A 14845-nucleotide genomic window follows, 5' to 3' on the forward strand; every position below is an offset into this window, starting at 1 on the left:
CAATAGTCCATTTTAAATAAAAACTGGTGAGATAAATCGAAATATCCTAGACCTGATAAGAGTGATTAGGGCGCAGTCAAGATAGTCTATAGCCCTGGCTACGCCTTTAATCATGTTTCCCAAAATGCAAAGGTTTATATGGGGACTATTCGATACTATTTTGGTCCGTAAATTCTAAAATGAATAGATTGATAGTATTTCGGTTTTAGACTGTGTGTTAAAAAATTAAATACGCTATTGTCGGAAAAGCTTGGATATCAAGGCAGCTCGGATCATTAATTCCTTTTCGCTATTTATTTTGTCACAAATAAATATATTTAATTTATCTCAGTGATCTTTAACAGTAGCTGTTCTAAATCATCTAAGTCAAATGGCTTGGAAAGGTAAGCCTCCGCACCCGCAGTTTTTGCGAGTGTTTCGATGGCGCTATGTGCTGAAAAATATATTACAGGTATGTTTTTGATGCAGTCCTGGGCTTTTAGCTTTCTCGTGGCAACTATACCGCCTTCGTCAGGAATCCAGTTGTCCATTAAAATAACATCCGGCATGATCGTTCTAATTTTTTCTACAGGATTAATACAATCTGAAAACGCATAAACCTCCCAGCCTGATTCTTTCAATATATATTGGCATATGGAGACTGTTTCTTCGTCATCGTCAAAAATTGCGACCTTCTTTTTGTTACTTATCATGCCTTAAAGTAGATGTGTAAAATTAAGAATTATTTCTAATGGACAGTTCTGGGTGCTGATCATCATTACAAAATGCCAGCACTGCTGATGCAGTATAGCTGTTGTTTCCGTTGAACTTTATAGTTCGTTTAAGGCAATTTGAGTTCACTTGGCGGTACGCTGACGCGCCAATATAAACTCAATAAAAGCTATTGCCGTTTTTCACTTCCATTCATAATTCTGTATGAGGATGAACAAACTATTGTGATCTGTAATATTGACAAATGTAAACTTACCATATTGGTAATTTTATTAAAAAGTATGTTATCATACCGTTGCCGTTAAAACAGTCTAAATTATAAGATATTTCAGATTCCTAACATCATCTTTCATTTCTTATTGGTGTATGAATGTAAATCTGTTCATCAAGTTTTGAGGTTTTTCAGCGTTTGCATAATCGCATCAACTAAAAGTTTTTTGCTTTGGATATCAATAATACATTGTCCAATAAGGATTGTCAACTAATTCTCGCAATTGGTCGTGCTCTGTGGAGTGGAACTTGTAAAATTTAGATTTTTCCAAAGTAACGCAACTCTGCAATGACAGCAATTAAAAGCGCGATAATTGAGCTAATAATAAATAACGGCAAATGCCTGTTACCGACACGTTTTAGCATAATTCTATTATAATGTATCAACTGATAAGATCTGCTTTACGACTAATTCTGGGCAATCTTATTTATTTCATATATTTGTTTGAAATGGGCCGCTAGCCTTTCGATCTTTCTTTGTTGAACCGATACTTTAGAAGGAAAATACAAACTTCCAACATAAGTAAGCAAACTAATCGGAGCTGCAATATGGAGTAACGTTGCGACACCGTTTTTAATGTCTGAATAGAAAAATAATCCTGATATTAGTATCAGTGGATATTCCGGAACGCTTGACCAGGCGATTCCGTAGGATTAGAGCACCGATTTGTGTAGTTGACTTATCAAATTGCAATTAAAAATCAATGAATTGCTATGTTCAAAGTGTAACGGAATTACTGTTCGCTATCCCGGAAAGAAGTGTCATTGGCTCCGGAATGTCCAGCTTTAGAAGCACAGCAGGGTAATTCAGCGTTTGTAGGAGTTCCTGACTATTTATGTCGGCTAGAAAATCTCCGGTAATCCATGATGAGTATGACAGGGTTTCCAAACTTGAACTTTTTTACTTGTGCGGCGTTTAAATACAAGCAAGTCGTCATAAGTAGGTTACTGCTATATGCCAGTCAATCGCTTAAACTAAGCCAATAGGATCATTAATCCTTTTGGCTTTCTCTTTTTAAAGAACATCCCAATTTTGTTAAAGAAAAATCTTAGCCAATTTTTCGTCACATACTTATTTATGCCACAGAAAAGCCGATAGTGACTGATCGTTTTGTCAACATGCTACAATGTTACTTCATAGTAAATATCAGTACCTTTTGTAATGTCAAAGTCATTCCGCATGACATATATAAAATCAACCATCGACGTTTGAAAAAATCACATTCCACTATTATTTTTTAACTGCCTTTACTCTGTTACAATAAACGAACAAAACAGGGTTTATTATATTACAAAATAGGTTTAAATTTGCCCTTATTTTGTTACGGTTATAATAAATCACACGTTATGGCTTTTAAAAGAAGTATAGAAAGTAATCTTAATCGCTGGAAATCTGGTACTACACGCAAACCGCTTATTATTAGGGGGGCACGTCAGGTGGGTAAGACCACCCTGATCCGTGATTTTGCCAAAACATATGCACATACTATTGTGCTAAACCTTGAAAAACCAACCGACCGTCGCTATTTCGATGACTTTGATGACGTTCAAACGATAGTTGAAGCCTTGTTTTTAGCACATAATATACCTTCATCAGCTATCACAAATACCCTTTTATTCATTGATGAAATACAGGAAAGTCCCAAGGCCATTCAGCTGTTGCGCTATTTTTATGAAGAAATACCGGGGCTACATGTAATTAGTGCTGGTTCGTTGTTAGAGTTTGCCATACAGAAAGTTCACAGTTTTCCTGTAGGGAGAGTGGAGTTTCTATATCTCCACCCGCTAAATTTCAAAGAATATTTGGAAGCCATAAGAAAAATGGCTTTGTTGGAACAATTGGCACAAGTTCCGGTAAAAGCATTTGCACATCAAACCTTAATGGATGCCTTTCATCGCTACGCGATAATTGGAGGTATGCCTGAGGTGATAAAAACAGATGTTGATAAACGTAGCCTTTCAGATTTGAGAGTTGTTTACGAAAGCATTTGGGGAACCTATAAAAACGATGTTGAGAAATATACGTCAAACGATACTGAAAGGAAAATCATAAAACATTTAATGGATACTTCGCCATTATACCTTGACGAGCGTATTAAGTATCAGGGATTCGGAAATTCAAACTATCGGTCGAGAGAGGTAGGAGAAGCCTTTAGAACCCTTGACGAAGCTAAGATCGTGCGTTTGATCTATCCAACAACAGACTTGTCGCCACCATTAAAGTCTGACTTAAAGAAAGCACCACGTTTACAATTTTTAGATACCGGCCTAGTGAATTATTCATTAGGAATACAGGCAGAAATGCTGGCTATGGACGATTTGAATAGCGCTTACAAAGGAGCGGTTATACCTCATCTGGTAACACAAGAATTAATATCGCTACAAAGTATTTCAGCACACACCCCAAATTTTTGGGTAAGGGAAAAAGCCCAATCAAATGCAGAGGTTGACTTGCTATATGTTTATAATAAATTCGTTATTCCCATAGAAATTAAATCGGGCAGTACTGGATCGCTAAAATCACTACATCAGTTTATTGAAGCCGCAGACCATCCATACGCCATCCGTATGTATGGGGGGGCTTTCAAGGTAGAGCAAGCGGTCACACCTAATAAGAAACCATATTTGTTAATGAATCTGCCCTATTACGCCGGAACAGCTTTGCCGCAGTACGTTGAATGGTTTGTCGGACAGAAGATTTAAGGCTGACAGAATATTTAGACAGGTAATTGAGGACGTATTATTTACCTGAAAATTAATAAACAAAGAGAAAATCGTATATTTGAATAGTCAGTAGGGCGTGTTACCTATGTAACTACCTTAAACAACAATAACTAAAGTAAATCATTGGAAATCAATGGTTTAAGGAAATAGGTTCGAGCCCAGGTGGGCGCACAAAATGGCAACCAAGCCAATTCAAAAACCCTCTAAATCGCTGATTTAGAGGGTTTTCTATTTTATTCCTATCCTCTTCAGTCCTTTTGAATGCATGGTTTCTGACACCAATCCGTACACCTGAATTTAGTTTTTACATTTAGGCCGCATTTGTGAATTAATGGTCTGTAATTCAATTTTTTAAGTCTTTAAATAAGTATCAAAAAAGACTCAAAAAGACTTGAAGTTTTGCAGTTCCTGGGGCTTAAATGCGACCTGAAATAGGGCGATTTCAGGGGATCATTAATCATTTATTCATTTAAAAACTGATTAGGATGAAAACATCGCAGTCATTTAGTGTCGCTTTCACCATCAAAAAAGAAAAAGCAAAGGATGGCGTGACCAATTTGATGAAATTTATGCCTGATGTTAAATATTTTTATGTCTATCCCTTACCCTTTTTCTCGAAATTAAATGCATCCTGGGCATTCTGAGATAATTAGATGCAGGCAGCAAAAGGCGTAATACTTTTAAAGTTTTTTTAACTGAAAAAATTGCTTGTGTCCAGTAATTGTCCTTTGCGTTAAGATTGACAATTTTTAAATAATCCCTTTCCTTATTTATTCTTGTTCGTTTAGCAATCCGCCATTTTCTACGTCTTGGGCCAGGTTTTTTATGATGTATCATAGCAATAACCATTACATCGTAAATAATGAACTCTAAAAGAATAGCTCGACGTTAGCCATAAATACGGTGCCGTTCGCTCCAACAACAGTAGGGTAACTCAGGTATCCAACGGGCGAGTGATGTTCAAACATTACTTCCGGGTTTATTCGTAAAACCCGGCTATGAAGTACATACCAGTTTAACCCGCAGGTAATCTCGGATGGTTTTCCGTACTGCCCGTTTATGTAAGAGCCGGTGCCGTATAGCTGTAGTGTTTTTGGAACAAACATGATTGAGGCCTGTGTTGTAAAGCCACTATCGAAAAGGTTTTTAACAGGTATTACCCCGTTGGTTTTGAAATTGGATACCCAGCGAAGAAAATATTCTCCGTCGAGGGAGAAGCCTTTAATTTTTATGCCGCCATTAAAAGAAGCCATTTGGTATAAGGCAGACAGTACCTGTGTATTTGGGGCAAAGACATTTTCGGCAAATATCCCCGTACCATCTGATAGCCTAATCTGCGAGTTTTCGGGTGCATTAGCGCCTGGTTGCGATTGGCGGGTTTCGTTACTTGTGGTAAATGAGCCTCCCAAAATGCCTGCCAATTTCTGATGATTCTCAAAATCGCCGTAAGGCCCTAAGCGTCCATAATCGTGGCTGGTCCACCATAGGGCTGTACTCCATGTGTTAACGCCATTATCTAACTGGCTTGCATCAACCCCCAATTGGCTAAGATTGTTGCCAAGCATAGTTTTATAATATAGACCATCTGTAACCTCACCCTGCAACCAGATACCTGTGGTGAAAGAGCCCCTGAAAAACTCTTCTGCCATAGGCCGTGCATCCTGGCGAAGCCATGCAGGCCATTGCCCATACAATGACCGGCTGGTTGGGAGCGGACCAACACCAGCGCCAATGTCGAAATGTTTATTAATTTGGTACTGCAAATTGCCACCCAAGACCAATTGCGCTCCCTGGCCCATGTTGGCATTAGCTGTCCATACGTACAGGAAATATCTGAAATTCGGATTCGCAAGCCAGCCCTTAAAGTACAGCGTTACCTTTTGCAATTGAATATCGTTGCGCTTGGCTATAGTATGTACATTGCCGAAAGCATCTGTATAACTATCATCCAATGCTTTCTGATTGAGGTAGCGCTCTGTCACATAGGGAGAGAACGAAAGTGTAGCATATTTGCCGTTGTATAATGAGAATCCCTGACCCGGACGATGCTCCTCTTTTTGACGTGTAGCGAGGGTATCTTCAGGCGGGTTTGCAGCAATTTGCGCTAGTGCCGGAGCACTGAGCGCAAATACACAACAACCCATTATATAAAAAGAAAGTTTAAGTTTCATAGTTAGTTGTTTATTAAGATGCCTGTACCGGCAACTATTTGGTCACATTAGCGGCTTCCCAAGCCCTTACTTTCTTGCGTGCAGCATCGAACAGTGTTATATAATTTCCCTTTCTTATCTTTTCGCTGGTTTCGGGTTTCAGGGCTTTCCAAAGCGGGGCGTACATGTTATATACCTCCATGTAAAACTTTTGATCGGGGGGCGAAACCACATCGGTACCAAACAAAAACCTGTTAGGGTATTTATCCATCAGTTCTGCGCAGGTTTTTATGGTTTGCGGGTTGGCCACAATATATTTGGCTACTTCATCCCATGAAATATCAAAATACACATGCGAAAATTGGGGATCTTCCAGTATTTGTTTTACAATGTCAATATGATTAGGAGAATGCCCTGCCGATTCTGTATTAGATGCTGAACCGTAACCAACCGGGTGCACTATACGGCCTAACCCAATATGCGCCCAAATAATAGTGGTGTGCGGATGCCGTTTTAATACAGATTTCATCTGGATAAGGTAAACCGGTTCTGTTTTAGGTTTGGCCATTGGCATATCCATATCGCTGTGCATTATAACGAGCAGCCCGGCCTTTCCGGCAAAATCTAATATTCGATCCAATGCCGGATTGGTAAGGCTGGCTACTTCGCCCGCCACTTTTGATGACACGAACTCTTTATGGATAGAGAATTCGCCAATGCCTGTAAATACGCCGGGGAAGGTGCGCAGCACACGTTCAATATGGTTTACCCCGTACATATCGGCGGGATTAAAACCAGTGATCATGGGGTCAAACCGCGCTTGTTCCTGTTTGGTGAGCGATTTATATTGCATGGCAATGTACGCATCTGTAAACGAATAGTAGTAAAGCGGTGCGTCTGATTGCAGGTAGTATGTAGGGCCGGATTGGCCACCCGAGTTTTGGTAAGACCACTGCTGTTGCAAAGGGATGCCAAACAACGTTGAACGGCCCACTTTATCATCCATTATCTGCAGGAATTTGCGAGCAGTAATACCCTCCTGAATATAATTGGTAAGGTGGAAATGACTGTCGTTAAACAGATATTTAGACGAAGCACCGTCTTGCCCAACAACATAATTTGTTTGAGAAAGCATCGTCATTAAAACCGCACAGGGGTATAAAAAGAATCTTTGAATTTTCATTGCTTGATTATTAAATGTGTGCCTGTAAGAATGAAATGCAGATGGTTACTTTTTAGGTACCACCAGGTAAGGGTTTACCTTTAGCTGTTCAACTACATATTCGATAACCCTTTGTGCTTTAACACTATTACCCGCTGCATCTAATGGAGGAGATACCACAGCTATACCAAATTTGCCCGGGCAAACTGCCAGCAAGCCGCCGCCAACACCGCTTTTTGCCGGGATACCTGCGTTATATAGCCAGATGCCCGAATCGTCATACAAACCGGCGGTACACATAACCGGTAGGGTGTGCGCAACTGTTTCGGGGCTTACTACAGTTTTTTTGGTAACCGGGTTTACACCACCGTTTGCCAGTGTAGCTGCCATTGTTGCCAGGTCTTTGGCATCAACATTAAGCGCACATTGTTTTGTATAGATGTCAGTGGCTTCCCTTGGGTCGAAATACATTCTTCCATACGATAACAGTAAAACAGCCAGTGCCTGGTTGTGCATATTATCTCCGGCTTCACTTACATATACAGGTTGGTTTATACTGAGCTGCCTGCCTGCAAAATCACTTTGTATTTGTACAATATTTTTCCATTTGGTAGCAGAATCAGTACCGGCAATCAGGCTGGTAGAGGCGATTGCACCCGGGTTTACCAATGGGTTTATTTCTTTTCCCTTTTGCACTTCAACCGCAATAACCGAGTTGAAACGCATGCCGGTGGCATCTACGCCGATTTTATCCTGTACTGCTTTTGCGCCCTGGTCTTCAATTACCTTGGCCCTAGTAAATACTTTCGACACGCTTTGGATAGATACCTTTGATGTGATATCGCCCTTGGTATAAACCTTGCCATCTGCTGTTACCAGCACAATGCCAAAAATGTTGGGGTCAACAGTGGCGAGTTCTTTTATATAATCGGCGTTTTTGCCTTCTTTCAGATCTTTAAATTTTTCATACGCCGCATCTATCACAGATTGGTAAGATGGCGTTTGAGCTTTTACCTTAACTACAGCTGTTGATAAGATAAGTCCTGATAGCATCAGGCTTTTTAAAACTGATAATGTTTTCATCTTAAATTATTTTGAGGTTAATGACTGTATTAGTGTTTGTAGAATACTTGTGAGAAGTTATACTTGAAAGAAAATTGCACTTTAGAGATGTGTGAGCTAAACCCGTCGCTGAAATTGTCGCGGCTGCCATATTGGTACTCCACCCCGGCCATTACATTCTTTACTGGTGTGTATAGCAAGTTTACAGCTGCATATTGGCCTCTCTTGAAAGCATCCGGCGTCTGGGCATCAGAGTTGCTTATTTTATCCATAGAGTAGCCGAGTGATGTAGTGAATTTTGGGCTCCAGGTATGATCGAGGAAGGCTACGATACCAACAATTGGCAACGTCACACCTTTAACAGGCTGGGTGGGGTTGGAGAGCTGATTCTTAATACCAATATCTACCGGGGCATCATTCATATAGTTCTCTATACCTTCACCATACACGGCCTGGCCCCTGAAAACATCTCCCTTGCCTAATTTAAGGTTGGTGCTGAAGTTTAAGCCCCAGCCAAATGTACCGCCGGATAAATCGTACTGATCATTATTTTGATCTTCCCAATTGATCCTGCGAACAATACCGGCTAATTCTACATAACCCCATTTGGCACCTTGCCGAAATTCGGCCGAAAAATCCGGTAATGGGAACCGTGTGTTAACACCTTTTAGTTCAATACGGTCTGAATATACACCCTGGTCAGCGCTTGCTCCTGGTCTCTCTAAAGCAAAAGTCAGTTTGGTGTCACCCTGGATAGGCATGTACCGTATTTGCAGATTGCGGAAGAAAACCATCCCCGAAGGCCCCCAATATTCTAATGTGTTTGGGAATACATCAATATCCATAAAGGGGCTCCAGTATTGCCCAACCCCAAACTTGCCGAGTTCGGCATAAGCGTGTCTTAAACGAAAGGTTGTTTGCCCTGCGTCAACACCTGTGCCGAATAGCTCGAACTCGAAAGTGGTTTTTAACTCACCCAATGGGGTGTCGAAATAGTTTTTGAATCCAAGCCTGGTTTGCCGTACAGAGAAATATGTATTACCGTTTGTACCATATTGGTTTGCATAAGATGGCAACTGTGTTGGCCTAACCACATCAAACCAATTGGGGTTAATCTGATTAAAATCGTAACCCGCGTCTGTTTGGATGAATCCGTAGATTTCCATGCTCTTTTGCTTCTCAGGCGGTGGCGGCGGAGTGGTATTCTGCGCACGCGAAACACCTGTTACCACGAGCAAAAACGCTGTGGTCATACAGGCCATTTTCGTTTCGTTAGATAAAGGAATTTTCATAGTGACTATTGATTAATGGTTATTGAATAATAGCTTTCAATACACATAACCATCCGTTACTTTCGAGAATGCCATTAACATTCCCTCAGCTCAGACGGTTAAATTTTGTTCAAAGGGGGTTTTGAAAAAAATTAATCACAGGTGTTTATCGTACTCGGAGGTTATTAGTTCTGTTAAATAAGGCTTGCGTTTTATGTAGCGTGCTTAGGTCTGTTATATTCGTTCATATATCTGGTTCGCCATCTCAGATATCTGAATAAAGAATCATTATCGTTTTGGGCATAAAGTAGGGTGTTTAGTCCGGGTACCATATCCAGTGTTAATCCCACCTTTAAAAATTTTATTTCCGATTCCATCTTGCCCTCCTTTATTAATTTCGATTAGTATTTTATGTCATTGAGGTATTGCATTTAATTCAGATCCGCTTATCAGTTAATTTATTCAAGTACCTCAAAATGTCATTTTCCAGTTCTGATGCCAGGTGTTCGTATTCTTGCTTTATCGACGAATCTTCCATCAACCGGCCTTCGTACTTTTCAATTTTTATTTTGCTGATGGCATAGTCATCACAAAGCATTCTAAAATCCTCATCCGCGAGATACCGCATTTTAATTATCTCGGCATATTTGGAGAACCGGTCATTATTAAGAAAATCTGGAAAAGACATAACAATCAATTTTTTATAATTAATGGTATTAATCTCCGTTCGGCTAACACAATTTGTTTTCGGACAATAGGGGTTTTACTATGCTTATCAGAAAATGAAAAGGCTTTCTTCGCAAGGTATTGTTAGAAAGCATGGAGCAAGTTTATAGATAAAAACTGCGTTTAAGCGCAATCAGGCGGTTATTAACCGTTAACTGAAATATTTAACTTTGTTATTTACAAGTAATAGTTATATTAGTATTAAGAATAAACCATTGTAATGCAATACAATTGGTTTAATATTTTAGCCGTACCCGCCGCTCCGTTTCTTTACCCCGTTTTACTTTATCATAATTATAAATGGTATCGATATGGAAACATCGACGGGCTTTTCTATTGGCGAGGTTAATGAACAATTGCAACGGATATTAAACTTTTACGTATTTAAAAATTCCCACACACTTTCTAAATTTTTGGAATATATTGTAGTGGAGACCTCTAATGGCCGGCAGCAGTATTTGAAAGAATATTCTGTTGCTGTGGATGTGCTTAACCGCGATGTTAGCTTTAACTCAAATGATAATGCAGTTGTACGTATCCATGCAGGGCGACTGAGACGTGCATTGAATGAATACTATTTAACTGAGGGGCTGAGCGATCTTATTTTTATTCATATTCCCAAAGGAGGATATATCCCGCAGTTTGAGCCGATGAGTAAGTCCGGTGAAATAAAAGCAGATATAGCGCACGATATTGACGTTAACCCAACTGTAGCCGTATTCCCGTTTAAATCCATACTTCCCGGAGAAGAAAGCGAAATGTTTTCTATCATGCTTGGAGAGGAGCTAAGTGCCGAGCTTTCGCGCTTTCAGGATATTTCTGTAATAGGTTATCATTCGGTAGAGATGACTGCAAAAATCAACCAAAACATTATAGAAGCAGGCAAATTAGTAGGCGCCGATTACATTATTACGGGTAGTGTCAGGTATATCGATAAAAAGGTAAGGGTGAGAATTAATCTGCTAATCACGTCCACCGGAGAGGTGGTAATGACAAAGACATTAGACAGAGATGTATGTGACGATCTGGTCGAGATACAGGATGAGATTGTAAAAAGTTTTATATGTGAGGTGGGAGGATACTATGGCTTCATTTTTCAGAAAATGGATAAAGCATCGCCGTTAAAAGTTAATAATAATATTAGCACGCGCAAGGGTATTAATGCTTATCACCAATACCAGCGCACTTTCAGTATGGAGAACTATAATTCGGCTGTTATATTGCTTGAGCAGGCTGTTAAAGTTAACCCGGATCATGCTTTATCTTGGGCGATGTTAGGAGAAATATACCTGGACAGCATACCACTTCGCGTAAAGAAAGTTGATAACCCCATTGAAAGCGGCTATCGTTGTGCAATGCAGGCTATTAAGCTCGATCCATTGTGCCATCATGGATGGCATAGCCTTACGTGGGCTTATTTAATAAAAAAAGAAAAAGAATCTTGCCTGTACTCGGGTCTACAGTGTATAGAGATAAACCCTAATGGTTCTATCATGACTGCCGGTGCAGCCTTAATGCTGATCTCTGCCGGGTATTTTGAAATTGGCTTCCCGGTAATGGAACAGGCTGTTAAAAAGAACCTTTACTATCCCTGGTGGATGAACATGGGCTTTATTTTTTACTATCTCCATACGGGAGAATATGAAATGGCTTATGCCTGGGCAGAGAAAATGAATGCCGAGACCACTTTTTGGGATCCGCTGCTTAAATCAGCTTGTTTGTCTTATATCAACGAAGATGATGAGGCGAAAAAATATCTGGCAAAACTGCCGCAACTAAACCCGGAGACGCCTTCAGAGATAAAAAATATGCTTGCAACTTTTATATTATCGGAAGAAATTATCACACAGCTTATCGGAGGACTGGAAAGGGTTGGTTTTCAGATGGTGACAGATTAAATCCTACCCGGTTCTAAGCTTTATCTATCCTAAAACTTTCCCGATTACATCAAAAAACACTTGCTTAAGTGGTATTTGTTGTGCAACAACAGGTAAAAAAGGAAAGATAATTGCAGCCAGAAATGCGAATATGATGTCTTTGTCAACCAAACTGATTTTCATTTCCTGGGTTTTTTCGAAACTACCGATCAGGTCAACATGCCATGACGAATCTGGCGTTCCTTCATTTTTTTGGTAAAAGGCATCAAGCTCGTCTTCATATTTCCTGGCTATAGGCCAGGCCTGTAAGCTATATTCCATGAAATACTTTCGTTTGGTTTTAACCAGTAAAGGTATAAGCAGTAATAGTGGTATAATGAACAGAAATATGGAGAATATAATAACGGTGCCAATAGCAATTTTATAGTCTGAAATAGAGATGCCCGAAAAGATGATTAAATTATTTGTAACCCCTGCCGTAAGCGCCGAAAAGGCAAGCGCTATTGGGAAAAAGCTGAGCTGCGTATATCTGAGAAATCCAAGGCCGCCTACACCATCAGGGTGAAATGAAGATAAGTTAAGATGTATTTTGGAAATTAATCTTAAAAAGACGATCCAAAGAAAAATGGTATATATCCAGCGATACAACAACATTTGAAAAATGGGCAGACTTAAAATCAGATACCACCATCCCGCCAGTGTTATATGATTGTTTAACAAATACCAGGGTGCATAGATACTGGCATTGTTAGTCTGGCCTTTTCCCTGAGTGAAAAATAAAAAAAAGATCAAAAGGATTATAAGACCGTCAATGATTTTTAATTTTTTCCATTTTTTAAGTTTATCCAGTATCCGTTCAAATTGGGAGCTATTGGCCTTATCAACCAATTTAGTTTCGTAAAAGAAAGTGATCGCATGATTGAAACTATGATTAACCGTGCTTCGTGCGAAGAGAAGGATAGGAAAAGCCAACAGAAAACGTACATGCGTTGCAATGTCACGAACAAATAATAAGTAAAACTGGCTTGTCCCCAGTTGGAACAAAGAAAGCAAGGCAAGCGGTAACCAGCACATCATTGCCAGTATAACCACCATAGAAATTTTGTATCGCAAAGTTTTCGCTTCGAACTTAGGACGATCAATGATCCTCCAGATTATTCCGCCGGAGGCAAATGCAAAATCTTTGTTAATGTCCATCTCGCTTTTTTATGGAATGACAGATTGGAGTTGATTAAAACCATCTGGGACTACCTGACTTGACAAACACCAAAAGTGATAAGAGATTGAAAAGTATAGAACCTTCCAATCTCTTTAATTTATAAATATTCATTTCGAGTATTCGCTTCAGGATGATTATGCCGAATAATAATCACAAAAGCTATTACGGCGCTATAAATATCACACCAATAGTTATTGGGAATTGCGACAGATGGTTGATGTGGAATGAATCATTATTGTTAGTAGAATAATTATAAGCCGCACTTACAAAAGCGCCCACCATTTCATTGAACTTCGTTGTTGCACCAATTTCCGGCCTAACCGCAAAGCCCCAATTTTTAGTGCTTATGCTATAGATATTTAAGTAGGCATTTTGCTCACTATATTCTGTACCCAACCCAAGCCCAACATAAGGTTTAATCATTTTGCCTGGAAAATAATATTGTACACTTGCTGTAATAGGAGTGGTGTAAATTTGCCTGATCATATCACTTGTTACTGCACCGGTACCATCAGGCCTTTGATAGGTTTGCTCTTTAAAATACTGGTTGAACGAGTTAAAGCTAACACCAATACCAACAGATACGTTTTGATTAATCATTCGCCTATAATCAAACCTGGCGCCGGACCAGCTGGTTTTTGTTAAATAGTTGGTGTTGGTAGGTATAGCCACCTCGTAACCTACAAAGAATAGATCCCGATCAAATTCAGGGCTTTTATTGACACTCGTTTGTCCCTGGGCATATTGGTAAAAGCCAAGGAGTAGGGCAATGATATATAGTGTTTTTTTCATGACATCAAATTTTATTGTTATAAGAGCATTTAATATTTAATTAGCCTTTAGATATGGAGACTGTGCAAATCCCTGATTGATAGAAGTGATCCCACGATTTAAATTGGCGCCTATATCTGAACCTAATGCACCGAACGAGGAAATATTCCAGATCACTTTGTACTGACCATTTGCTTTAGCATTTTTAACGTCATAGGTATCGAGGATAACCGTACCGGTGTTATAGGTATAAACGGTTGTCCAGGGATAATAATAAGGATAATACCCGCCGCCAAATGGATACCACCCGCCATAGGCACCCCACCATCCGGGATAATAAACCTCTACATTGACTGTTTTGACTACGCCCATCCTTTGAACAAGATCGGGCTTAGCGTTTCTTGCAACAAGGCTGTAACCTCTCGATGACATGTTGTTTTTCACACTCGCTACAAGCTTAACAGCATTAGCGTCAGTCAATAGCGTATCCGCTCCTGTGCCACCTAAATTCACAACCGTGTCTGCTATATAATAGGTTTTATAACTGCTAAACGAAGCTGTTTTATCGAGATTGGTTGAGACGATAAAGTCGGATGACAAATCATCGTAAGTCGGAGTTTTTCGACAGGCAGCAAATCCAATTGCCACCAGTAATATCACGTAAAAGATTTTTTTCATGTTCAGAAATAGTTATATGATAAATGAAATTCTATTAAATGCATTGACGACTTATGGTTGTTCGATCGAGAGACTATAAGCGCAGGTTGTATGATCTGCACACATCTATTATTCAGTTATTGGTGTAATTACCAATTCAATGAAAAATTGCAGTTTAAGTTAATCAGAGTAATCAGGCAGCTGCTAAATGACAATAGTAAAGCTAACACCTTATGCTCCCATTT

General features: G+C 39.6%; 12 protein-coding genes. 3 read left to right on the forward strand and 9 right to left on the reverse strand.

The window, feature by feature from the left end:
* Nucleotides 1-317: 317 nt before the first annotated feature.
* Nucleotides 318-692 (reverse strand): response regulator, encoded by a 375-nt coding sequence (locus PQO05_RS10985; RefSeq protein ID WP_273632957.1) that lies wholly within the window; start codon nt 690-692, stop codon nt 318-320.
* A 1636-nt stretch (nt 693-2328) separates the two neighbouring features.
* On the opposite strand from PQO05_RS10985, the gene PQO05_RS10990 reads away from it, so the two are divergent.
* Both PQO05_RS10990 and PQO05_RS10995 read left to right on the forward strand, forming a co-directional pair.
* The gene (locus PQO05_RS10990; protein ID WP_273632958.1) at nt 2329-3684 is read left to right on the forward strand and encodes an ATP-binding protein; all 1356 of its coding nucleotides are present in this window, start codon (nt 2329-2331) and stop codon (nt 3682-3684) included.
* A gap of 506 nt (nt 3685-4190) precedes the next feature.
* Nucleotides 4191-4349, forward strand: coding sequence for a hypothetical protein (locus tag PQO05_RS10995; protein WP_273632959.1), 159 nt, complete (start codon nt 4191-4193; stop codon nt 4347-4349).
* Between the two features lie 225 nt (nt 4350-4574).
* On the opposite strand, the gene PQO05_RS11000 is transcribed toward PQO05_RS10995, so the two are convergent.
* The 5 genes from PQO05_RS11000 to PQO05_RS11020 form a co-directional block, all read right to left on the reverse strand.
* A complete protein-coding gene (locus tag PQO05_RS11000) occupies nt 4575-5876 on the reverse strand; it encodes a hypothetical protein (RefSeq protein WP_273632960.1) in 1302 nt (433 codons plus the stop codon).
* A 34-nt stretch (nt 5877-5910) separates the two neighbouring features.
* Complete coding sequence (locus PQO05_RS11005; protein ID WP_273632961.1) at nt 5911-7038, reverse strand: amidohydrolase family protein; 1128 nt, start codon at nt 7036-7038, stop codon at nt 5911-5913.
* Between the two features lie 45 nt (nt 7039-7083).
* A complete protein-coding gene (gene glsA / locus PQO05_RS11010) occupies nt 7084-8100 on the reverse strand; it encodes a glutaminase A (protein WP_273632962.1) in 1017 nt (338 codons plus the stop codon).
* A 29-nt stretch (nt 8101-8129) separates the two neighbouring features.
* On the reverse strand, nt 8130-9371 hold the full coding sequence (locus PQO05_RS11015) for a DcaP family trimeric outer membrane transporter (RefSeq protein ID WP_273632963.1): 1242 nt from the start codon (nt 9369-9371) through the stop codon (nt 8130-8132).
* Nucleotides 9372-9786: 415 nt separating this feature from the next.
* Nucleotides 9787-10038, reverse strand: a complete 252-nt coding sequence (locus PQO05_RS11020; protein WP_273632964.1) for a hypothetical protein — start codon at nt 10036-10038, stop codon at nt 9787-9789.
* 349 nt (nt 10039-10387) lie between these two features.
* On the opposite strand from PQO05_RS11020, the gene PQO05_RS11025 reads away from it, so the two are divergent.
* Nucleotides 10388-11974 (forward strand): tetratricopeptide repeat protein, encoded by a 1587-nt coding sequence (locus PQO05_RS11025; RefSeq protein ID WP_273632965.1) that lies wholly within the window; start codon nt 10388-10390, stop codon nt 11972-11974.
* A gap of 24 nt (nt 11975-11998) precedes the next feature.
* Here the strand turns inward: PQO05_RS11025 and PQO05_RS11030 are convergent, their stop codons facing one another.
* From PQO05_RS11030 to PQO05_RS11040, 3 genes are all read right to left on the reverse strand, one after another.
* The gene (locus PQO05_RS11030; RefSeq protein ID WP_273632966.1) at nt 11999-13150 is read right to left on the reverse strand and encodes a hypothetical protein; all 1152 of its coding nucleotides are present in this window, start codon (nt 13148-13150) and stop codon (nt 11999-12001) included.
* 184 nt (nt 13151-13334) lie between these two features.
* A complete protein-coding gene (locus PQO05_RS11035; protein WP_273632967.1) occupies nt 13335-13964 on the reverse strand; it encodes an outer membrane beta-barrel protein in 630 nt (209 codons plus the stop codon).
* 36 nt (nt 13965-14000) lie between these two features.
* On the reverse strand, nt 14001-14621 hold the full coding sequence (locus tag PQO05_RS11040) for a DUF4136 domain-containing protein (RefSeq protein WP_273632968.1): 621 nt from the start codon (nt 14619-14621) through the stop codon (nt 14001-14003).
* Nucleotides 14622-14845 lie beyond the last annotated feature (224 nt).

The sequence above is a fragment of the Mucilaginibacter jinjuensis genome (assembly GCF_028596025.1).
Taxonomy (GTDB): Bacteria; Bacteroidota; Bacteroidia; order Sphingobacteriales; family Sphingobacteriaceae; genus Mucilaginibacter; species Mucilaginibacter jinjuensis.

Bases quoted from the DNA above. Each gene is read 5' to 3' on its own strand.
- PQO05_RS10985 (WP_273632957.1), bottom strand. From the start codon at position 692: ATGATAAGTAACAAAAAGAAGGTCGCAATTTTTGACGATGACGAAGAA.
- PQO05_RS10990 (WP_273632958.1), top strand. From the start codon at position 2,329: ATGGCTTTTAAAAGAAGTATAGAAAGTAATCTTAATCGCTGGAAATCT.
- PQO05_RS10995 (WP_273632959.1), top strand. From the start codon at position 4,191: ATGAAAACATCGCAGTCATTTAGTGTCGCTTTCACCATCAAAAAAGAA.
- PQO05_RS11000 (WP_273632960.1), bottom strand. From the start codon at position 5,876: ATGAAACTTAAACTTTCTTTTTATATAATGGGTTGTTGTGTATTTGCG.
- PQO05_RS11005 (WP_273632961.1), bottom strand. From the start codon at position 7,038: ATGAAAATTCAAAGATTCTTTTTATACCCCTGTGCGGTTTTAATGACG.
- glsA (WP_273632962.1), bottom strand. From the start codon at position 8,100: ATGAAAACATTATCAGTTTTAAAAAGCCTGATGCTATCAGGACTTATC.
- PQO05_RS11015 (WP_273632963.1), bottom strand. From the start codon at position 9,371: ATGAAAATTCCTTTATCTAACGAAACGAAAATGGCCTGTATGACCACA.
- PQO05_RS11020 (WP_273632964.1), bottom strand. From the start codon at position 10,038: ATGTCTTTTCCAGATTTTCTTAATAATGACCGGTTCTCCAAATATGCC.
- PQO05_RS11025 (WP_273632965.1), top strand. From the start codon at position 10,388: ATGGAAACATCGACGGGCTTTTCTATTGGCGAGGTTAATGAACAATTG.
- PQO05_RS11030 (WP_273632966.1), bottom strand. From the start codon at position 13,150: ATGGACATTAACAAAGATTTTGCATTTGCCTCCGGCGGAATAATCTGG.
- PQO05_RS11035 (WP_273632967.1), bottom strand. From the start codon at position 13,964: ATGAAAAAAACACTATATATCATTGCCCTACTCCTTGGCTTTTACCAA.
- PQO05_RS11040 (WP_273632968.1), bottom strand. From the start codon at position 14,621: ATGAAAAAAATCTTTTACGTGATATTACTGGTGGCAATTGGATTTGCT.